Consider the following 19538-nt stretch of genomic DNA (forward strand, 5'->3'; position numbering starts at 1 on the left):
GCTGGCGGTGTCAGCTGACTGGTTGTGGTGTGTGGAGGGTGGTTTGGGCGTGGTCCAGGCCGCTGGTGAGGAGGGTCTCCAAGGAGGCTGCGCAGCGGGTCAGTAGGTCAGGGAGTTGTTGTTGCTCGGCTTCGCTGAATCTTCCGAGGACGAAGCTGCCGAGTTTTTGGCCTTTTGGGGGTCGGCCTACGCCGATGCGCATGCGGAGGTAGTCGCGGCTGGCGATGGCCTCGGTTACTGAGCGGATGCCGTTGTGGCCGCCTGGGCCGCCGCCGCGTTTGAGGCGGATGGTTCCGAAGGGGAAGTCGAGGTCGTCCTGGATGACGACCAGGTGGGTGGCGGCGATTCGCTGGGTGCGGAGGAGGGCGGCTATTGGGGGGCCGGACTGGTTGATCGTCCACAGGGGTTTGGCCAGGAGGGTGGGGTGGGCGGCCAGGTCGATCTCGGTGGTGCGGTGGCGGGGGCCGGTGAGGTGGAAGCGGGTGCCGGCGTGGTGGGCGAGGTGTTCGACTACTGCGAAGCCGGCGTTGTGGCGGGTTCCGGCGAACCAGGGTCCTGGGTTGCCCAGGCCGGCGATGAGCCAGCGGTCGGTGGCGGTCACCGGAGCACAGTACTTGGTCGCTCAGGACAGGAGTCGTTGCTCTTTTGCCACGGCTACGGCGCCGGCGCGGGTGTCGACGCCGAGCTTGTCGTAGATGCGGCCGAGGTGGGTCTTCACCGTTGCTTCGCTGATGAAGAGTTCCTTGGCGATCTCTCGGTTTCCGAGGCCTTGGGCCAGCTGGGCCAGGATGTCCTTCTCGCGTTCTGTCAGGGTTGGGCGGGGGGAGCGCATCTGGGCCAGCATGCGGGTGGCTACTGGTGGGGAGAGGGCGGTGCGGCCGGCGGCGGCGGCGCGGATGGCGGCGTAGAGCTCGTCGGCGGGTTCGGCTTTGAGCAGGTAGCCGGTGGCGCCGGCTTCGACGGCGCGGGTGATGTCGGCGTCGGTGTCGTAGGTGGTCAGGACCAGGATGCGGGGGGTGTCGGCGGTGGAGTGGGGGGTGCGGATGCGGCGGGTGGCCTCGACGCCGTCGATGCCGGGGCCGAGTTGGAGGTCCATCAGGACCACGTCGGGGTGCAGGGCGGCGGCGGTGGCGACGGCTTCCTCGCCGCCGGCGGCCTCGCCGACGACGTGCAGGTCGTCGGCGCCGGACAGGAGGGCGCGCAGGCCCGCGCGGACCACGGCGTGGTCGTCGCAGATGAGGACCCTGATCATGGGTGCGGCTCCAGGGGGACGGCTACGGAGATCACGGTGCCCTGGCCGGGGGCCGATTCCACGGTGAGGGTGGCGCCGAGTTGGGCGGCCCGGGCCTGGATCGCGGGCAGGCCGTGGCCGCGGCCGGTGGGGCTGCGGGGTCGGGCGGGGTCGAAGCCGCGGCCGTCGTCGGCGATGTCGAGCACCACTTGGTCGTCGAGGTAGGTCAGGGTGAGGACGGCCCGGTGGGCGGCGGCGTGTTCGGCGGTGTTGGCCAAGGCTCCTTGGGCGATGCGGACCAGGGTGGACTGGACACGGTCGGGCAGGGGGCGCGGGGTGCCGTCGACGGTGAAGGTGGTCGGCGGGGCGGGTTGGCGGTCGGCGACGGCCCGGAGGGCCTGCTCCAGCGTCGCGTCGGCCAGGTCGGAGGGGGCCAGGTCCTGGACCAGGCGCCGGGCCTCGGCGAGGTTGCGGGCGCCGATGCGGGAGGCGGTGCGGAGGTGGTCGCGGGCCGCGTCCGGGTCGGTGTCCCAGCTCCGTTCGGCGGCCTGGAGCAGCATCGTCTGGCTGGACAGTCCCTGCGCGAGGGCGTCGTGGATCTCCATGGAGAGCCGCTGGCGCTCGTCCAGCATCCCGGCCCGCCGTTCGGATTCGCGCAGTCGCACGGCTTGGCGGCGCATATGGGTGATCACGCCGGCGGTCACCGCCGCGACGGCGACCGGGACGATGGTCAGGTTCGGGTCGAAGCCGTCGGCCAGGCGGTTCTGCGACACCACGACCAGCACGGTCACGCCGGTCACCAGGGCCAGTGCGGGGACGGTGGGCAGGGTGCGCAGGCCGGTCACGAACAACGGGATCGCGCACCAGGCGAAGCTCGGCGCCAGCAGGACCAGGACGGCCCAGAGCGCCGTCACGCCGGTCAGCCACACCAGGTGCGCCCGCGTGGGTCGGGCCACGTCCGGCCGGCCGGTGATGCCGAGGACCAGGCCGGCGCCGTAGCAGACGGCGAGCGCCGCGGACAGGGCGATCACCCACGGGGCCCGCGGTTCGCCGCGGTGGTGTTGGAGGAAGCGCGCGGCGGAGGCGACGAGGAGTAGGAAGAACGCCGAGTGCATGACGGCGGCGAGCCAGCGAGCGTCCGGGTCGGGGCCGGTCTCGGGGCGGCCGGTCTCGGGGCCGGTCTCGGGGCCGGTCTCGGGGCCGGTCTCGGGGCCGGTCTGGGTGCCGGTCTGGGTGCCGGTCTGGGTGCCGGTCTCGGGATTCCTGCTCATGCTGTTCCACCTCCGCTCTCGCTGCTCGTGCACTGGTTCTTTCTCCCCATCGTGACCTGCGCCGATGCTCTTGGCATCAACCGATCGGTCGATGGTCCGTCGGCCGTTCGGCGCGTCGGGTCGATCCGTCGCGTCGATCCCGGGCGGCGGGGCCGGCGGCAGGCTGGAAGCCGAACCCGGTGGATCGCGCCGGGCGGTCCTTCGCAAGGAGCGGAAGTATGAGCAAGTTCAGCCCTCGGGCCCGTGTCGTCACCGGTGTCGCCGGTCTGGCCGTGGTCGGTGCCGCCACGTTCGGCGCGTTGTCGGCCAATGCCGCCGCGAAGCCGGGCGGGCCGGCCGCGGTGAGTCCGGCCAAGGGCTTGATCACCACGCAGCATCTGTCGATCGACGCCGCGAGCAAGGCGGCGCAGGCCGCGCTGGACGCGGGTGAGAAAGCCGGTCAGCACATCTCGGTGGCGGTGGTGGACCGGAACGGCACCGTGATCGTGCAGCTGCGCGGGGACGGCGCGGGTCCGCAGTCGTTCGAGTCGGCGGAGCGGAAGGCGTTCACCGCCGTGTCGTGGAACAACAAGACGTCGGTGCTGGTGAACAACCTGCAGCAGAACCCGACGCTGAAGGACATCCCGGGCACGCTGTTCCTGGCCGGCGGGGTGCCGGTGGACAGTGCCGACGCGCCGATCGCCGGTATCGGTGTGGCGGGTGCGCCGAGCGGGGCGATGGACGAGGCGTACGCTCAGGCCGGGGCCGAAGCGATCTTGAAGTAGCGGGCAGCAGGCAGCGAGCACAGCGAGCAAGAGGAGACGAGAAACCCATGGCCACCCCCACCACCACCGTCTTCACCGGGATCCGCCCTTGGGGCGGGGAGCCCGTCGACCTGGTCGTCGCCGACGGCGTCATCACCCAGCACGCGCCGTCGGGCACCGCGGCCGCCGCCGCTCCGGGAGCGGAGGTGGTGGACGGCTCCGGCCGGATCGCGCTGCCGACGATGGTCGACGCGCACATCCACCCGGACAAGACGGCGTGGGGTGAGCCGTGGGTCTCGCGCAAGCGCGCGCTCGGCATCGCCGAGCTGGGGCAGGCCGACGCCGAGTTGTTCCGGACCCTGCCGACGCCGGTCGGGGAGCGGGCGTATCGGCTGATGGCGCACGCGGCCGCGCAGGGGACGCGGGCCATGCGGGCCCATGCGGACGTCGCCCCGGCCTTCGGCCTGGCCGGGTTGCAGGGCGTGGCCGAGGCGCGGGAGCGGCTGGCCGGGATCGTGGACGTGCAGACGGTCGCCTTCCCCCAGCACGGCGTGAACGTCGCGCCAGGGACCGCGGAGCTCATGGAGGAGGCGGTCCGCGGCGGGCTGGCCGACTTCGTCGGCGGGATCGACCCGATCGCCTTCGACCGGGACCTGACCGGCCAGCTCGACCTGCTGTTCGGCCTGGCCGACCGGTTCGGCGTGGGGGTGGACCTGCACCTGCACGACCGCGGTCCGGAGGGCCTGGACGTGTTCGACGCGGTGGTGGAGCGCACGCGGGCGCTGTCCCTCGGCGGCCGGGTCACGGTCAGCCACTCGTTCGCGCTGGTCGGCCTGCCGGACGCGGAACTGGACCGGCGGGCCGCGGAGCTGGCCGAGACCGGGATCAGCCTGACCACGGTGGCGCCGGCCGGGTCGACGCTGCCGGTGCGCCGGCTGCGGGAGCTCGGGGTGCGGGTCGGGCTGGGCTCGGACGGGGTGCGCGACTCGTGGTCGCCGTTCGGCAACGCCGACATGCTGCACCGGGCGCACCTGATGGCGCGGTCGCTGCGGGCGCGCGTCGACGAGGACCTGGAGCTCGGGTTCCACACCGCCGCGGCCCACGGCGCCGAGCTGGTCGGGCTGCCGGTCAGCGATCTGGCGGTCGGCGCGCCGGCGGACTTCTTCCTGGTGTCCGGGGAGTGCCTGGCCCAGGTCGTGGTGGACGTGCCGGCGCGGGAGCTGGTGGTCCGCGGCGGGACCGTGGTGGCGCGGGACGGCCGGCTCGTCAGCGGGTCATCCGCCGGGTGAGGTGGCTGCGCAGCCGGCTGCCGACGGCGGTGACGCCGCCGGCGAGGAAGGCGAAGGTGTAGACGATCTGCACCAGCACGAAGGCCCGGGCGGCCTGGCCGCTGGGGTAGATGTCGCCGTAGCCGACGGTGGCCATGGTGACGCCGGTGAAGTAGAGCGCGTCCAGCCGGGTCTTCAGACTGCCGCCGAACTGGCCGTGGCCGATGGCCAGGGACCAGTAGCTGGCGGCGAAGGTGAGGATCGAGGCCCAGGACAGCAGCAGGATCCACAGGCCGGGGTAGCCGGGCTGGTCGGTGATCGCCCGGATGGTGGTGGCCAGCATGCCCAGGGCGAGCAGGACCAGCAGACCGCCGAGCAGGAGCCAGGCCAGGACGTGGTCACCGGTGCTGAGCAGGCCGAACGGCAGGGTGAAGTAGGCGGTGGTGAGCGCCGCCGGGCCGAGCACGGCCGCGGTGAGGCGCACCGGGCGCGGCAGGCGGAGCAGCCGCCGGCCGCGCCGGTCCGCGCGTTCCGGCCCGCCGCTGTCGTCCATCAAGGACCGTATTCCCCAGGCCGGGGCCGGACGACGCCGTCCGGCCCCGCGGCGTCACCCGTCCAGCCGCTCGACGACCTGCTCGCAGAGCTCGTGGGTGGCCAGGGCGTCCTGGAGCGGCGGGAACTCGGTCTGACCGCGGACCGCAGCGAGGAAGTGCTCGCAGATCTGCTCCACGCCGCGCACCCGGGCCACCGGGGCCCAGCCGGAGGCGCCGACGGCCAGGTCGACGAGGTCGGCGATCTCCAGGGCGTGGCCGTCGCCGAGGACCTGGAGCCGCTCGCCCTTGCGGCCGGCGCGCCGGTTCATGGCGCCGAAGGCGGTGAAGCCGGGGCCGGACAGGGTCAGGGCGACGTGCTCCAGCAGGCCGTCCTCGACGCGCCCGGACACCGCCACGTCCTCGATCGGCCCCGGCGCCAGGAAGCGCAGCGTGTCCGCCACATGGATGAAGTCGTCGAACACGAGATCGCGGACGCCGCCGGGGGCGTCGGCCTCGTTCTTCTGGAGGATCACCGTCTCGCGCGGGGCGCGGGCGGCGGCGACGTAGGAGGGGGCGTGGCGGCGGTTGAAGCCGACCATCAGCGGGGTGCCGGTGCGCTCGGAGTGGGCGGCCAGGGCGCGGGCGTCGGCGAGGTTGTCGACCAGCGGCTTGTCGACGTAGGTGGGGACGCCGGCGTCCAGCAGGGTCGTGACGACGTCGAGGTGGGCGACCGTCGCGACGTGGACGAACGCCGCGGCGGGCGGTCCCTCGCCGGCGTCCCCGTCGAGCACGGCGGCCAGCTCGGTGAACCGCGCCGACTCGGGCACGCGGTAGGCGGCGCCGAGTTCCGCCAGGCGGTCCCGGTTCCGGGTCATCAGCCGGAGCCGGAGATCGGCCCGGGTGCCGAGCACCGGCAGGTAGGCCTTGCGCGCGATGTCGCCGAGCCCGATCACCGCGACCGGGAGCTGTTCGATCTCCATGCCGCCATCCTGGCCTACTCGGGCGAACCCAGCCCGTCCTGCCGGTGGCCGCCGCCGCCCTTCTCGAGCGGCGGGGCCACGGCTGCCGCCGGCAGGACGGACCGGATCAGCCGGTGTAGTTGAACGTCGCCGGGTCCGGCCCGATCCGGCCGCCGTCGCTGCCCAGGGCGGTGATCTGGTCGACCTCCTCCGGCGTCAACTCGAAGTCGAAGACCTCGAAGTTCTCGCGGATCCGGGAAGGGGTGACCGACTTCGGGATCACCACGTTGCCGAGCTGGAGGTGCCAGCGCAGCACGACCTGCGCCGGGGACTTGCCGTAGCGGTCGCCGAGGGTGGTCAGCAGCGGCTCCTTGAGCAGGTCGCCGCCCTGGCCGAGCGGGCTCCAGGCCTCGGTGGCGATGCCGTGCTTGCGGTTGTACTCGCGCATCGCGGCCTGCGGGAAGTAGGGGTGCAGCTCGATCTGGTTGATCGCCGGGGTCCTGGTGCCCTCCTTGAGCAGCCGGTCGAGCGTCTCGGCGGTGAAGTTGGAGACGCCGACGGCGCGGGCCCGGCCGTCCGAGGCGATCTTCTCCAGAGCGCGCCAGCTCTCGATATACAAATCCTGTTCCGGGACCGGCCAGTGAATCAAATACAGGTCCACGTACTCGGTGCCGAGCAGTTCCAGGCTGCGGTCGAAGGCGCGCAGCGTCGCGTCGTAGCCCTGGTTGGCGTTCCACAGCTTGGTGGTGAGGAACACCTCTTCCCGGACCAGACCGGATTCGGCGACCGCGCGGCCGACGCCGGCCTCGTTCTCGTAGGCGGCGGCGGTGTCGATGTGCCGGTAGCCGATCTCCAGGGCGGCCGCGACCGACTCGTGGGCCTGGGCGTCGGGAACCTGCCAGACGCCGTAGCCGAGCTGCGGAATCCGGACTCCGTCATTCAAAGTGATGTATTGCATTACTCAGACCTTCCAGGCTTGGACGGCGGAAAAAATCGGGACCGACCCGGACACCAGTTCGAGCGTCTGCCGACTCGCGGTGCCCTGCTCGATCAGCTCCGCGAGGACGTCGGCCACATCGGCGCGCGGGACGGTGCCGCGGCCGGTGTGCGCGGCGAGATGGACCAGGCCCAGACCGGGAGTGTTCAGCAGGCCGCCGGGACGGACGATGGTCCAGTCCAGGTCGCGGCGCCGCAGATCGTCCTCGGCCTTGGTCTTGGCGTCCAGGTACGCCACCCACACCGGGTCGGAGTCGTCGGCGGCCGGCGCTCCGGCACCCATGGAGGACACCTGCACGAAGCGCGGCACCCCGGCCAGCTCGGCGGCATCGGCCAGCAGCACCGAACCGCCGAGGTCCACGGCGTATTTGCGCTCGGCGCTGCTGCCCGGGCCGGCCCCGGCGGCGAACACCACGGCGTCGGCGCCGCGGATCACCTCGGCCAGCTCCTGCGCGCTCGCCCGCTCCAGGTCGAGCACGACCGGTTCGGCACCGGCCGCCACCAGGTCGTCGGCCCCGTCGGGACGGCGCAGCAGCCCTTGCACGGTGTGTCCGTCCGCGCTCAGCCGGGCGGCCAGCAACAGGGCGATCTGCCCGTGGCCGCCCGCGATCACGATTCGCGTCATAGGTCCTCCCTACCCCGGCCCGCCGGACCTCGACGGGTCAGGGGCGACCGTTCGGACGCCCCTTCTCAGCTCTCCGGCAGCCGCACCAGCATCTTCCCGGTGTTGGCGCCGCTCATCACGCCGAAGAACGCGTCCAGCGCCTGCTCTATGCCGTCCACCACGGTCTCGTCAGCGTGCAGCGACCCGTCGGCCAGCCAGCCCGCGGCCTTGCCGATGTACTCCGGCGCGGTCTTCATGTGGTGCCCGATGGTGAAGCCGCGCAGGTTCAGGCTCTTGCCGATGGCCAGCGGCAGGTTCGAGGGTCCCGGCGGCAGCTCGGTCTCGTTGTAGACGGCGATGGCCCCGCACAGCGCGATCCGGCCGAACGTGTTCATCGTGGCCAGCGCCGCGTCCAGGTGGTCGCCGCCGACGTTGTCGAAGTACACGTCGATGCCTTCCGGCGCCTCCCGCTTCAGCTGCGCGACGAGCTCCCCGGCGCGGTAGTCGATACCGGCGTCGAAGCCGTAGTCGTCCTTGAGCCGCTTCACCTTCTGCGGCCCGCCGGCCGAGCCGATCACCTTGGCGGCGCCCAGCTTCTTCGCGATCTGCCCGGCGACCGACCCCACCGCCCCGGCCGCGCCCGAGATGAAGACGACGTCCCCTTCCTTCACCGGCGCGATCTCGGTCAGCCCGACATAGGCGGTCAGGCCGGTGATGCCGAGCACGCCTAGGTAGGCCTGGGCCGGCACCCGGGAGGTGTCGAGCACCTGGACCCGCGCGCCGTCGAGCAGCGCGTACTCGCGCCAGGCCTCGAAGTGCGACACCGTGGCGCCCACCGGCACCGGCGACCCCGGCCCGGCCGCGACCACCACGCCGACCGCGCCGCCGGTCATCGGCTCGTTGAGCTGAAAGGGTGGGATGTAGGAGGGGACGTCATCCATTCGGCCCCGCATATAGGGGTCGACGGACAGCCAGGTGTTCCGGACCAGGATCTGCCCCGGCCCAGGATCGGCCACCTCGGCCCGCAGCAGACGGAAGTCAGTGGGCTTCGGCTCGCCGACCGGGCGCGCCGTCAGCTGCCATTCACGGCTGGGAACGGACATGGACTGCTCCAGGAGAGTGAAGGAGGGGATGGTCAAACCCTGTCACCGCCGGCGGCCGGGCGCCGCCGACGGTGGTTCCGGTTTCGGCCATCGGAGTGACGGCCGGCCCGGCGGACCCGCAGGTCGGGAGCGGCTCAGCCGAGCCGGTTCACCAGTTCGGCGGACAGCGGCGCGGAGGACATCGGGTTCTGGCCGGTGATCAGGTTCCGGTCCACGACGACGTGCGGCGTCCAGGGCTCGGCGACCTCGACGAGCACGCCGTCGGCCGTCAGCCGGTCCTGGAGCAGCCAGGGCGCCTGGTCCGCGAGCCCGGCCTGCGTCTCCTCGGCGTTGGTGAACGCCGCGACGCGGTAGCCGGCGAACGGCGAGGCGCCGTCCTCGGTGCGCGCCGCGAGCAGCGCGGCCGGGCCGTGGCAGACCACGGCGAGCGGCTTGCCGGAGGCCAGGGCGGCGGTCAGCAGGCGGCCGGAGTCGGCGTCGACCGCCAGGTCCTCCATCGGACCGTGGCCGCCGGGGTAGAGGACGGCGTCGTAGTCGTCGATCGACACCTCCGAAAGGGTCAGGGGGGTGCGGAGCTCGGCGATCGCGTCCACGGCTTCGCGCCAGGTCGCGGGGGCGTGGTCGGTGCCGTCGCCCACAAGCTCCGCGGGGACCTCGCCGGCGAGGCTGCCGGCGTCCGCCGTCGGCACCACGCCGCCGGGCGTCGCGACCGCCACCTCGTGGCCGGCCGCCTTGAGCGCCCGGTAGGGCACCACGGCCTCCTCCGCCCAGAAGCCCGTCGGGTGCTTGGTGCCGTCCTTCAGCGTCCAGACGTCCGTACCGGTCAGAACCATCAGAATCTTCGCCATGCCCTCGAAGCTAAACCTCATGAAGCTATCGGCGCCAATGGGAGCTCCGATGGCAGCCATCGGGATGCCGATGCCTCGGCTACCCTGGCCCGATGGCCGAACCCCTGGACCTGAACCAGCTCCGCACCTTCCTGGCGGTGCACCGCGCGGGCTCCTTCACCGCGGCCGCGCACCTGCTCGGCGTGTCGCAGTCGACCGTCACCGCGCAGATCCGGGCGCTGGAGACGGGGCTGGGCCGCGAGCTGTTCGAACGGCGGGCCCGCGGCGTGGCGCCGCTCCCCTACGCCGACGGCCTGGCCGCGCAGATCGCCGCGCCGCTGGACCGGCTCTCCGACGTCGCCGACGCCGGCCGGACGCCGAGCGCCGAGCCGGTGCACCTGGCCGGGCCCGCGGAGTTCCTCGGCGCGGTCGGCATGCGGATGCTGGCGCCGCTGATCGCCGACGGCGTGCAGCTGCGCGTGGCCACCGGCCTGACCGAGCAGCTGCTGGCGGAGCTGCGGGCCGGACGCCACGACCTGGTGGTGGCGACCCGGCGGCCGACCGACCGGGCCCTGGTCGCCGAGCCGTTCACCGACGAGGAGTTCGTCCTGGTGGCGGCGCCGGTGTGGGCCGACCGGCTGCGGGGCGCGCCGCTGCCGGCCGCCCTGGCCGAGGTCCCGGCCGTCGCCTACGACATCGACCTGCCGATCATCCGCCGCTACTGGCGCTACGTCTTCAACGCCCGGGTCCCGGTCCCGGACCGGCTGACCACGGTCCCGGATCTGCGCGCGGTCCGGGCGGCGGTGGCGGCCGGCGCCGGGTGGACCGTGCTGCCGAAGTATCTTTGCCGGGCCGAGTTGGACAGCAGTACCCTGATGGTGCTGCACCAGCCGGACGAGGCTCCGCTGAACACAGCGTTCCTCGTCCACCGGCCCGGCGGCTCGGCCAATCCGCACGCCGCGCTGGTCCGCCGACAGCTGCTCGCCGCCGCGAAGGCGTGGTGGGCCGACGACGAGTGCTGATCGAGGAGAGACATCCCATGTTGTGGAAGTTCCGGCGCCCCGAACGCCCCAAGCGCCGCGCGGCCCTCGCGCTGTCGGCCGCCGTCGTCCTGTCCGCCGTCGGCACCGCCACCGCGCTGGCCACCACCGCCGCGCACCCCAAGCCCACGCCGATGCTGCTCAGCAGTCCGGACTTCAAGGACGGCGGCAAGCTGCCGTCCTGGACGGTGTGGGGTCAGGACCCCGCGTGTCCGGGCAAGAACCAGGCTCCGGCGCTGAAGTGGGTCAATCCGCCGGCCGGCACCAAGGGCTTCGCCGTCACCGTCACCGACGTCGACACCCCGATGAGCCCGGGCTTCACGCACTGGATCGTCTACAACATCCCCGGCGGTGTCAGCAGCCTGGCAGGCCACGGTCAGAACCCTTACAGCGAGGGCGTCACCGACTACGACGGCGTCACCACCGGCTACGCCGGGCCCTGCCCGCCGGCCACCGGCCAGCCGCACCACTACGTCTTCCGAGTGTGGGCACTGGACACCGACCACGTCGACGGCTCCAACCTGAACTACGCGTCGCTGATCAGCGAGATCACCCCGCACATGCTGTGGTCGGCGAGTCTGATCGGCACCGTCCAGTTCCCGGGCCGCGACGACTGAACCGGCTTGCCCAGGCGTCGCCTTACCGCCGCGCCCCTGTTGACACCACCGGTGCCCGGACAATACTGAGCGGACAATCACCGGCCGGTTGACAGCAAGGGTGCCGCCATTGACCACCCAGCACGACCTCGAGAACCGTATCGACGAATTCCTCGCCGCCCACGATCCCAGCACCACCGACGCCGCCGCGTTCCTGCGGGCCCGCTTCGACGCGGGCCTGGCCTGGCTGCACTATCCCCCGGGCCTCGGCGGCCAGTCCCTGCCCCGCGACCTGCAACCGGTCGTGGACCGGGCGTTCGGCGAGGCCGGCGCCCCGGACAACGATCCGCGCCGGATCGGCATCGGCCTGGGCATGGCCGCGCCGACCATCCTCGCCTTCGGGAGCCAGGAGCAGCAGCAGCGCTGGCTGCGGCCGCTCTGGTGCGGCGAGGAGGTGTGGTGCCAGCTGTTCTCCGAGCCCGGCGCCGGCTCGGACCTGGCCGCCCTGGCCACCCGTGCGGTCCGGGACGGCGAGGACTGGATCGTCAATGGCCAGAAGGTCTGGACCTCGATGGCGCACGAGGCCCGGTGGGCGATCCTGGTCGCCCGCACCGATCCGGACGTCCCCAAGCACCAGGGGCTGACCTACTTCGTGCTGGACATGACCGCCCCCGGCGTCGAGGTCCGGCCGCTGCGGCAGCTGACCGGCGAGGCCGAGTTCAACGAGGTCTTCCTGACCGGCGTCCGGGTCCCCGACGCCCAGCGCCTCGGCGCGGTCGGCGACGGCTGGCGGGTCGCGCAGACCACGCTGATGAACGAGCGGGTGGCCATCGGCGGCGGCGCCGCCCAGCGCGAGTCCGGCATGATCGGCGTGCTCGCCGACACCTGGCGCCGCCGGCCGGAGGTCCGCGAGCCGGGGCTGCACGACCGGCTCATGACGCTGTGGGTGGCCGCCGAGGCCGCCCGCCTGACGGCCGCGCGGCTGTCCGCCCAGCTCGCCGCCGGGCAGCCGGGACCGGAGGGCTCGGCCGCCAAGTACGCCTTCGCCACCCTGAACCAGCAGCTCTCAGGACTCGAACTCGAACTGCTCGGCGAGGAGGCGCTCCGGTACGACGACTGGACGATGCGCCGCCCGGACACCGTCGACTTCATCGGCCGCTCCCCCGGCTACCGCTACCTGCGGGCCAAGGGCAACTCGATCGAGGGCGGCACCTCGGAGATCCTGCTGAACATCATCGCCGAACGCGTCCTCGGCCTCCCCGGCGAGATCCGCGTCGACAAGGACCTCGCCTGGAAGGACCTGCCCCGGTGAGCGCCGAGCTGCTCTACTCAGAGCCCGAAGACGAGCTGCGCGCGGCGGTCGCCGACCTGCTGGCCGCCCGGGCCCCGTGGTCGGCGGTCCTGGAACGCACCGAATCGTCAGAGCCCTACGACGCCGATCTCTGGAAGGCCCTGGGCACCGGCATCGGCGCGGCCGGATTGCTGGTTCCGGAGGAGCTCGGCGGCGCCGGGGCTTCGCTGCGCGAGGCGGCGGTGGTCGCGGAGGAGATCGGCAAGACGGTGGCGCCGGTGCCGTTCCTCGGCAGCCTGGCGGCGACCGCCGTGCTGCTGGCGTTGCCGGGGTGCGACGAGCTCTTGCGGCGTATCGCGTCCGGCGAGCAGACGGCGGTGCTGGCGGTGCCGTTCTCGACGCTGCCGGGCAACGGACGGCGGAACACGGTGTCGGTGACGCCGTGGCCGCCGAAGGAGGGCTCCGACGATGCCCGGCTCACCGGTCGGGTGACCGGGGTGGCGGACGCGTTGTGCGCGGACGTGCTCATCGTGCCGGCGGACGGGTCGCTGTATGCGGTGTCGGCGGCGGACGTCAGCCGGACGGCGGTGACGTCGCTGGACATGACGCGGGTGCTGTGCGACATCGACTTGGCGGACGCCCCGGGCGTGCTGCTCGCGATCGGTTACTCAGCCCTCGATGACGCTCTTACATCGGCGGCGGCGGTGCTGGCCGCGGAACAGCTCGGGTTGGCGGAGCGCTGCCTGGAGCTCACGGTCGAGTATGTGAAGACGCGGCACCAGTTCGGGCGTGCGGTCGGTTCGTATCAGGGGTTGAAGCACCGGCTGGCGCAGCTGTGGGTGCAGATCGCCCAGGCGCGGGCGGTCTCGCGGCACGCGGCCTCGGCGACCGGGGATGAGCGGCTGATCGCCGTTGCAGTGGCGCAGGCGCACTGCTCGACGGTCGCGGTGCTGGCGGCCGAGGAGTGCGTACAGATGCACGGCGGGATCGGGTTCACGTGGGAGCACCCGGCGCACTTGTATTTGAAGCGGGCCAAGAGCACGTCGCTGGCTTTCGGGACGGCTGCGCGGCATCGGGGGCGGCTGGGGGAACTGGTGGGGCTGCCGCCCAACTGAGCTGGCCCGGGCTCACAGATCTGGGATTCGGGATCTGGGCTTAAGGATCGGGGATCTGGGTCGACGCGCTATAGCCCCAGCGCGTTGATCCAGATCCGGTTCAGCGTCAGGACCAGTTGCTCGAACGGCATCGGCGTCTTCTGCACGAACGCCACATACGCCATCCTGGACACCATCCCCGACAGCGCGTGCGCGGTCAGCACCGGGTCCAGTTCCGCATCGGCCAGGCCCTGTTCCTGCAAGCCGCGGATCATCTTCGCGTTGCGCTGCACGAAGGCGTCGGCCCGCTCGATGCGGACCTTCCGGAAGTTCTCGTCGATCTGCGAGACCTGCTCGAACAAGCCCATCAGCTTGGCGTTCTTCTTGTAGGAGCGCAGGTACTCGCGGTTCGCCAGGTCGATCAGCTCGCGGGGGTCGGTCACGCCGGTCCGGGCCCGCAGGTGCGGGTGCACCATCTCCTCGGTGACCTGCTCGGCGACCGCCTGGAAGATCTCCTCTTTGCCCTCGAAGTAGGTGTAGAGCGAGCCGGAGGCCACGCCGGCCTCGGCGGAGATGTCGCTCAACCGGGCGTCCAGATAACCGTCGCGCTCGAAGACCACGCGGGCGGCCGCGACCAGCGCGCTCCGCGTACGGATCCCGCGTGCGCTGCGCGGTGTGACGCGAACCTCAGTCTTTGCCATGGCGAAACGCCGTCCTCCTGCTTGAACTTGACGCCAACCTCAACTATACCGGAAGCATGTTCAGCGTCTCCGACCGCGCCCAGCGCTACCAGGACGACCTGCTCGCCTTCATGGACGAGCACGTCTACCCCGCCGAATCGGTCTACGAGGAGCAGATGCGCGCCTCCGGGGACCCGCACCACCAGCCGCCCGTCATCGAGGAGCTGAAGACCGAGGCGCGCAAGCGCGGCCTGTGGAACCTCTTCCACCCGCACCCCGAATGGGGCCCCGGCCTGACCAACCTCGAATACGCGCCGCTGGCCGAGATCATGGGCCGCAGCCATATCGCCTCCGAGGCCACCAACTGCGCCGCCCCCGACACCGGCAACATGGAGGTGCTGACCCTCTTCGGCACCGACGCGCACAAGAAGAAGTGGCTCAAGCCGCTCCTGGACGGCGAGATCCGCTCCGGCTTCGCGATGACCGAGCCGGCCGTCGCCAGCTCCGACGCGACGAACATCGAGATGCTCATGGTGCGCGACGAGGCGCGCGGCGGCTACGTGCTGAACGGGCGCAAGTGGTTCACGTCCAACGCGATGCACCAGAACTGCCGGGTGCTGATCGTCATGGGCAAGACCGATCCGGACGCCGCACCGCACCGTCAGCAGTCGATGCTGGTCGTGCCGCTGGACGCGCCCGGGGTGACGATCGTGCGCTCGCTCCCGGTCTTCGGGTATCAGGACCGCGAGGGCCACGCCGAGATCACGTTCGAGGACGTCTTCGTGCCCTTCGAAGACCTGCTGAAGGGCGAGGGCGAGGGCTTCGCCATCAGCCAGGCCCGCCTCGGACCGGGCCGGATCCACCACTGCATGCGCACGATCGGCATGGCCGAGCGCGCGCTGGAGCTGATGTGCCGCCGGGCCGTGGACCGGGTGACCTTCGGACGGCCGCTCGCGGACCGGGCCAACATCCAGGACTGGATCGCGGAGGCGCGGATCGACATCGAGCAGACGCGCCTGCTGACGCTGAAGGCCGCGTGGATGATGGACACCGTCGGCAACAAGGCCGCGCGGACCGAGATCGCCGCCATCAAGGTCGCGGCGCCGGAGATGGCGCTGCGCATCATCGACCGGGCCATCCAGGTGCACGGCGGCGCCGGGGTCACAGACGACTTCCCGCTGGCGTCGGCGTGGGCGCACCTGCGCACGCTGCGGCTGGCCGACGGGCCGGACGAGGTCCACAAGCGGTCGATCGCGAAGATCGAGCTCGCGAAGTACCGGTGACTTGCGAGGTCGATCTTGGCTTGCTAAGTGCCGGTGACTTGCGAAGTACCCGTGGCTTGCGAAATGCCGGCGACTTGCGAAGTACCGGTGAAATGACGTCCCCTCGAACGAACCAGGAGCCATCGCCCCTCATGACCGCACCGCTCATCCCCTCGCTGTCCGGCCGCACGGCCATCGTCACCGGCGCCTCCCGCGGCATCGGCCTGGCCATCGCGCAGACGCTGGCCGCCGGCGGCGCGAACGTCGTGCTGACCTCGCGCACGCAGGAGCACGCCGACGAGGCCGCCAAGCAGGTCGAAGGCCCCGGCACGGCGATCGGCCGCCAGGCCCACGCGACCGACGAGGACGCGGCGCGGGCGTGCGTCGCCTTCACGATCGAGCGCTTCGGCAGCCTGGACATCCTGATCAACAACGCCGGCACCAACCCGGCCTACGGACCGCTGATCGACATCGAGAAAAGCCGGTTCGCCAAGACCCTGGACACCAACCTGTGGGGCCCGATCCTGTGGACCTCGCTGGCGGTGAAGGCCTGGATGGGCGAGCACGGCGGCGCCGTGGTCAACACCGCCTCCATCGGCGGCATCCACGTCGCGCCCAACCTCGGCGTCTACAACGCGAGCAAGGCGGCGCTGATCCACGTCACCAAGCAGCTGGCGCTGGAGCTGGCACCGAAGGTGCGGGTCAACGCGGTGGCGCCGGCGGTGGTGCGGACCAAGCTGGCCGAGAGCCTGTTCGCGGACAACGAGGACGCGGTCGCCGGCGCCTACCCGCTGGGGCGGATCGGCGAGCCGGTGGATGTGTCGTCGGCGGTGGCGTTCCTGGCCTCGGACGCGGCGGCGTGGATCACCGGGGAGACGCTGACCATCGACGGTGGCGCGCTGCTGGGGCAGGCCGGTGTCTGACGCCGACGCCACCTCTGGCTCTAGTTCGGGTTCGGGTTCGGGCGGGGGGTCGGGCTCTGAACTGAAGCGGCTGGCCGGGATCGTCGCCGGGTGGCTGACCGAATCAGGGATCGAGCACGAAGGCCCGCTGACCCTGACCCGGGTCGGCGTCGGGCAGTCGAACCTGACCTACGCGGTCGCGGACGGCACCGGCCGTCCGGACCGGCGCTGGGTCCTGCGCCGTCCCCCGCTGGGGCACCTGCTGGCGTCGGCCCACGACGTGGCGCGGGAGGCGCGGATCATGACCGCGCTGCGGGACTCCGAAGTCCCGGTGCCGCAGGTGATCGGCGTGTGGACGGTCGACGAGGTGCCGATGGTCCTGATGGAGTTCGTCGACGGGCTGGTGCTCGATCGGCTGGAGGTCGTCGAGGGCGTGGCCGAGCCGACGCGGCACGCGGTCGGGCTCGCGGTCGCGCGGGCGCTGTCGCTGGTCCACACGGTGGATCTGGAGGCGACCGGGCTGATCGATCTGGCCAGCCACAAGCCTTATGCGGAGCGTCAGCTCAAGCGCTGGAGCACGCAATGGCAGCACTCGAAGACGCGGGAGTCGGCCGATCTGGAGACGCTGACGGCCCGGCTGGCCGCGGCGGTGCCGGAACAGCGGGAGCTCACGCTGGTGCACGGCGACTTCCACCTGCGCAACGTGATCGTGCGGCCGGAGGACGGGTCGGTGGCCACGGTGCTGGACTGGGAGCTGTGCACGCTCGGCGATCCGCTGGCGGATCTCGGGACGCTGCTGGCGTACTGGCCCGAGGCGGGCGAGCCGGGGGCCGGGCTGCTGAGCTTCTCGACGCTGCCGGGTTTCCCGGACCGGGAGGAGATGGCCGCCGCGTATTTGGAGGCCAGCGGGCGGGACGGCTCGGCGCTGGGCTTTTGGCACGCGCTCGGCCTATGGAAAATCGCCATCATCGCGGAAGGCGTGCTACGCCGGATTCAGGACGAACCGCGGAACCGTGCGGCGGCGTATGCGCCAACTGTTGATCAGGTCGACGCGATGATCGCGAAGGCGTTGGAGACGTTGGGCAGGCCGAGCACGCCTGCCGTATCGAGCACGCCTGCCGTATCGAGCACGACTGCGGTACCGAGCACGTCTGCGGCACCGACGACACAGACGACACCGAAGGCATAGAGGACACAGAGGACTTCGTGATGACTGAGAACACTTCCCCTGCGCGCGTCGCCATCGTGACCGGCGGCGCCCGGGGCATCGGCGCGGCCGTCGCGCAGCGGCTGGCGAGCGACGGGCACGCGGTGGCCGTCGTCGACCTGGACGAGGCGGCGTGCGCGGACACCGTCGACGCCATCACCGCGAAGGGCGGCAGCGCGCTGGCCGTCGGCTGCGACGTCTCCGACGAGGCGGCGGTGGCGGCGGCCGTGGAGCGGATCGTTGCCGAGCTGGGGGCGCCGACGGTGCTGGTCAACAACGCCGGGATCCTTCGCGACAACCTGCTGTTCAAGATGAGCGTCGACGACTGGGACGCGGTGATGAACGTCCACCTGCGAGGGGCGTTCCTGATGTCGCGGGCAGTGCAGTCGCACATGGTCGAGGCCCGGTTCGGGCGGATCGTGAACCTGTCGAGCACGTCGGCGCTGGGCAACCGAGGGCAGGCGAACTACGCGGCGGCGAAGGCCGGGATGCAGGGGTTCACGAAGACGCTGGCGATCGAGCTGGGCAAGTTCGGCGTCACGGCGAACGCGATCGCGCCGGGGTTCATCGAGACCGCGATGACGCGGGCGACGGCCGAGCGGGTGGGGGTCGACTTCGAGGCGTTCCGGGCGGCGGCGATCAGTCAGATCCCGGTGGGGCGGGCCGGGCAGCCGGAGGACATCGCGGCGGTGGCTGCGTTTTTGGTGCGGGAGGATGCGGGGTTCGTGTCGGGGCAGGTGATTTATGCGGCTGGTGGGCCGAAGGATTGAGGGTTTGGGTGGGGATGATTTTTATTGAGGCTGCTGATTTGGTGGAGGCTGGTGGCCTTCAGTTGAGGCTGCTGGCCTTTGTTCGAGGCAATTGATTTGTGCGAGGCCATTGCTTTGCTTGAAGGTGGCTTTGTATGAGGCTGTTGCTTTGCTTGAGGCTGTTGCTCTGGTTGAGGCTGTTCCTTTGGTTGAGGCTGTTGCCTTGGTTGAGGCTGTTGCCTGGTTGAGGCTGTTGCCTTGGTTGAGGCTGTTGCTTTGTGAGGCCACGCGGCGCGACCGCGCTGCTCGTTCCAAGTCGATGAGGAGGTCGCTGTGACACAAAACCCTGATCTGGTCCTGGCCGAGCGGCACGGCGCCGTGCTGCTGCTCACGCTCAACCGCCCGGACCGGCTGAACGCCTGGAACCTCGACCTGGAGGAGCGGTACTTCGCGCTGCTCGACGAGGCCGAGGCCGATGAGGAGGTGCGAGCCGTGGTCGTGACCGGCGCGGGCCGAGGCTTCTGCGCCGGCGCCGATATGGAGGACCTGGCGCAGGTGGGGAACCCCGACCCGGAGATGATCGCGCGGATGCGAAGGCGTCCGCGCGAGCGTCCACTGGCGTTCCGCAAGCCCCTGATCGCGGCGATCAACGGCCCGGTCGCCGGATTGGGGTTGGTGCAGGCGCTGTATTGCGACCTGCGGTTCACCACCCCGGTGGCGAAGTTCACGACGGCGTTCGTGCGGCGGGGGCTGGTGGGGGAGTACGGGATCGCTTGGCTGCTGCCGAGGCTGGTGGGGCAGAGTCGGGCCCTGGATCTGCTGCTGTCGGGGCGGGTGGTGCTGGGGGCGGAGGCGCTGGCGGTGGGGTTGGCGGATCGGGTGCTGCCGGGCGAGGAGTTGGTGCCGGCGGCGCTGGAGTACGCGGCTGACCTGGCTGAGAATTGCTCGCCGAGGTCCATGGCTGTCGTGAAGCAGCAGGTGTTCCAGGCGATGGATTCGGATTTGCCGACGGCGATCGCGGTGGCGAACAAGTTGATGGATGAGTCGTTTCGGCATGGGGATGCGGTGGAGGGTGTGGAGAGCTATTTGGAGCGGCGGGTGCCGCGGTTTGCGCCTTTGGGGGCGGGGTGAGTAGCGCCGAGAGCAAAAGTGCGGTGAGCGGTGCTGAGAGCAGGAGTGCGG

Annotated in this window: 21 protein-coding genes; 11 read left to right on the forward strand and 10 right to left on the reverse strand. The window is 71.4% G+C overall.

Going from position 1 to position 19538, the window contains the following annotated elements:
• Positions 1-10 precede the first annotated feature (10 nt).
• The 3 genes from pth to ABD481_RS36025 are packed head-to-tail and all read right to left on the reverse strand — an operon-like array spanning position 11 to position 2502.
• Complete coding sequence (gene pth, locus ABD481_RS36015; protein ID WP_344670328.1) at positions 11-601, reverse strand: aminoacyl-tRNA hydrolase; 591 nt, start codon at positions 599-601, stop codon at positions 11-13.
• 21 nt (positions 602-622) lie between these two features.
• Complete coding sequence (locus ABD481_RS36020; RefSeq protein ID WP_344670329.1) at positions 623-1252, reverse strand: response regulator; 630 nt, start codon at positions 1250-1252, stop codon at positions 623-625.
• Positions 1249-2502, reverse strand: coding sequence for a sensor histidine kinase (locus ABD481_RS36025; RefSeq protein ID WP_344670330.1), 1254 nt, complete (start codon positions 2500-2502; stop codon positions 1249-1251). Before ABD481_RS36025 ends, ABD481_RS36020 begins: the two co-directional genes overlap by 4 nt.
• A gap of 218 nt (positions 2503-2720) precedes the next feature.
• Between ABD481_RS36025 and ABD481_RS36030 the strand changes: the two genes are divergently transcribed.
• Both ABD481_RS36030 and ABD481_RS36035 read left to right on the forward strand, forming a co-directional pair.
• Complete coding sequence (locus ABD481_RS36030; protein ID WP_344670331.1) at positions 2721-3266, forward strand: GlcG/HbpS family heme-binding protein; 546 nt, start codon at positions 2721-2723, stop codon at positions 3264-3266.
• A 47-nt stretch (positions 3267-3313) separates the two neighbouring features.
• Complete coding sequence (locus ABD481_RS36035; protein ID WP_344670332.1) at positions 3314-4534, forward strand: amidohydrolase; 1221 nt, start codon at positions 3314-3316, stop codon at positions 4532-4534.
• On the opposite strand, the gene ABD481_RS36040 is transcribed toward ABD481_RS36035, so the two are convergent.
• The 6 genes from ABD481_RS36040 to ABD481_RS36065 form a co-directional block, all read right to left on the reverse strand.
• On the reverse strand, positions 4512-5066 hold the full coding sequence (locus tag ABD481_RS36040; RefSeq protein WP_344670333.1) for a potassium channel family protein: 555 nt from the start codon (positions 5064-5066) through the stop codon (positions 4512-4514). The genes ABD481_RS36035 and ABD481_RS36040 overlap by 23 nt on opposite strands.
• A gap of 54 nt (positions 5067-5120) precedes the next feature.
• Positions 5121-6026, reverse strand: a complete 906-nt coding sequence (locus tag ABD481_RS36045) for a Gfo/Idh/MocA family protein (RefSeq protein WP_344670334.1) — start codon at positions 6024-6026, stop codon at positions 5121-5123.
• Between the two features lie 106 nt (positions 6027-6132).
• Complete coding sequence (locus ABD481_RS36050; RefSeq protein ID WP_344670335.1) at positions 6133-6963, reverse strand: aldo/keto reductase; 831 nt, start codon at positions 6961-6963, stop codon at positions 6133-6135.
• Positions 6964-6966: 3 nt separating this feature from the next.
• Positions 6967-7626, reverse strand: coding sequence for an SDR family oxidoreductase (locus ABD481_RS36055; protein WP_344670336.1), 660 nt, complete (start codon positions 7624-7626; stop codon positions 6967-6969).
• A 65-nt stretch (positions 7627-7691) separates the two neighbouring features.
• Positions 7692-8708, reverse strand: a complete 1017-nt coding sequence (locus ABD481_RS36060; RefSeq protein ID WP_344670337.1) for an NADP-dependent oxidoreductase — start codon at positions 8706-8708, stop codon at positions 7692-7694.
• A 134-nt stretch (positions 8709-8842) separates the two neighbouring features.
• Positions 8843-9556, reverse strand: coding sequence for a type 1 glutamine amidotransferase domain-containing protein (locus ABD481_RS36065; protein WP_344670338.1), 714 nt, complete (start codon positions 9554-9556; stop codon positions 8843-8845).
• A gap of 92 nt (positions 9557-9648) precedes the next feature.
• On the opposite strand from ABD481_RS36065, the gene ABD481_RS36070 reads away from it, so the two are divergent.
• From ABD481_RS36070 to ABD481_RS36085, 4 genes are all read left to right on the forward strand, one after another.
• Positions 9649-10557, forward strand: coding sequence for a LysR family transcriptional regulator (locus tag ABD481_RS36070; RefSeq protein ID WP_344670339.1), 909 nt, complete (start codon positions 9649-9651; stop codon positions 10555-10557).
• 17 nt (positions 10558-10574) lie between these two features.
• The gene (locus ABD481_RS36075; protein ID WP_344670340.1) at positions 10575-11192 is read left to right on the forward strand and encodes a YbhB/YbcL family Raf kinase inhibitor-like protein; all 618 of its coding nucleotides are present in this window, start codon (positions 10575-10577) and stop codon (positions 11190-11192) included.
• Positions 11193-11292: 100 nt separating this feature from the next.
• Positions 11293-12483: an acyl-CoA dehydrogenase family protein gene (locus ABD481_RS36080; protein WP_425559376.1), complete on the forward strand. Its 1191-nt coding sequence runs from the start codon at positions 11293-11295 to the stop codon at positions 12481-12483.
• On the forward strand, positions 12480-13577 hold the full coding sequence (locus ABD481_RS36085; protein WP_344670342.1) for an acyl-CoA dehydrogenase family protein: 1098 nt from the start codon (positions 12480-12482) through the stop codon (positions 13575-13577). The genes ABD481_RS36080 and ABD481_RS36085 overlap by 4 nt, the downstream gene beginning before the upstream one ends.
• Before the next feature lie 68 nt (positions 13578-13645).
• Here ABD481_RS36085 and ABD481_RS36090 read toward each other — a convergent pair whose 3' ends face one another.
• Positions 13646-14257 (reverse strand): TetR/AcrR family transcriptional regulator, encoded by a 612-nt coding sequence (locus tag ABD481_RS36090; protein ID WP_344670343.1) that lies wholly within the window; start codon positions 14255-14257, stop codon positions 13646-13648.
• A gap of 56 nt (positions 14258-14313) precedes the next feature.
• Between ABD481_RS36090 and ABD481_RS36095 the strand changes: the two genes are divergently transcribed.
• The 5 genes from ABD481_RS36095 (at position 14314) to ABD481_RS36115 (ending at position 19487) form a co-directional block, all read left to right on the forward strand.
• Positions 14314-15519 carry an acyl-CoA dehydrogenase family protein gene (locus tag ABD481_RS36095; RefSeq protein ID WP_344670344.1) on the forward strand — a complete coding sequence of 402 codons (1206 nt, stop codon included), beginning with the start codon at positions 14314-14316 and terminating at the stop codon, positions 15517-15519.
• 131 nt (positions 15520-15650) lie between these two features.
• Positions 15651-16421, forward strand: coding sequence for an SDR family oxidoreductase (locus ABD481_RS36100; protein ID WP_344670345.1), 771 nt, complete (start codon positions 15651-15653; stop codon positions 16419-16421).
• Positions 16422-16482: 61 nt separating this feature from the next.
• Positions 16483-17589, forward strand: a complete 1107-nt coding sequence (locus ABD481_RS36105; RefSeq protein ID WP_344670364.1) for a phosphotransferase family protein — start codon at positions 16483-16485, stop codon at positions 17587-17589.
• Positions 17590-17609: 20 nt separating this feature from the next.
• Positions 17610-18377, forward strand: coding sequence for a 3-oxoacyl-ACP reductase FabG (gene fabG / locus ABD481_RS36110; RefSeq protein WP_344670346.1), 768 nt, complete (start codon positions 17610-17612; stop codon positions 18375-18377).
• A 312-nt stretch (positions 18378-18689) separates the two neighbouring features.
• A complete protein-coding gene (locus tag ABD481_RS36115; RefSeq protein WP_344670347.1) occupies positions 18690-19487 on the forward strand; it encodes an enoyl-CoA hydratase-related protein in 798 nt (265 codons plus the stop codon).
• Positions 19488-19538: the final 51 nt, after the last annotated feature.

Origin of the sequence: Catenulispora yoronensis, from assembly GCF_039531695.1 — a bacterium.
GTDB lineage: Bacteria > Actinomycetota > Actinomycetes > Streptomycetales > Catenulisporaceae > Catenulispora > Catenulispora yoronensis.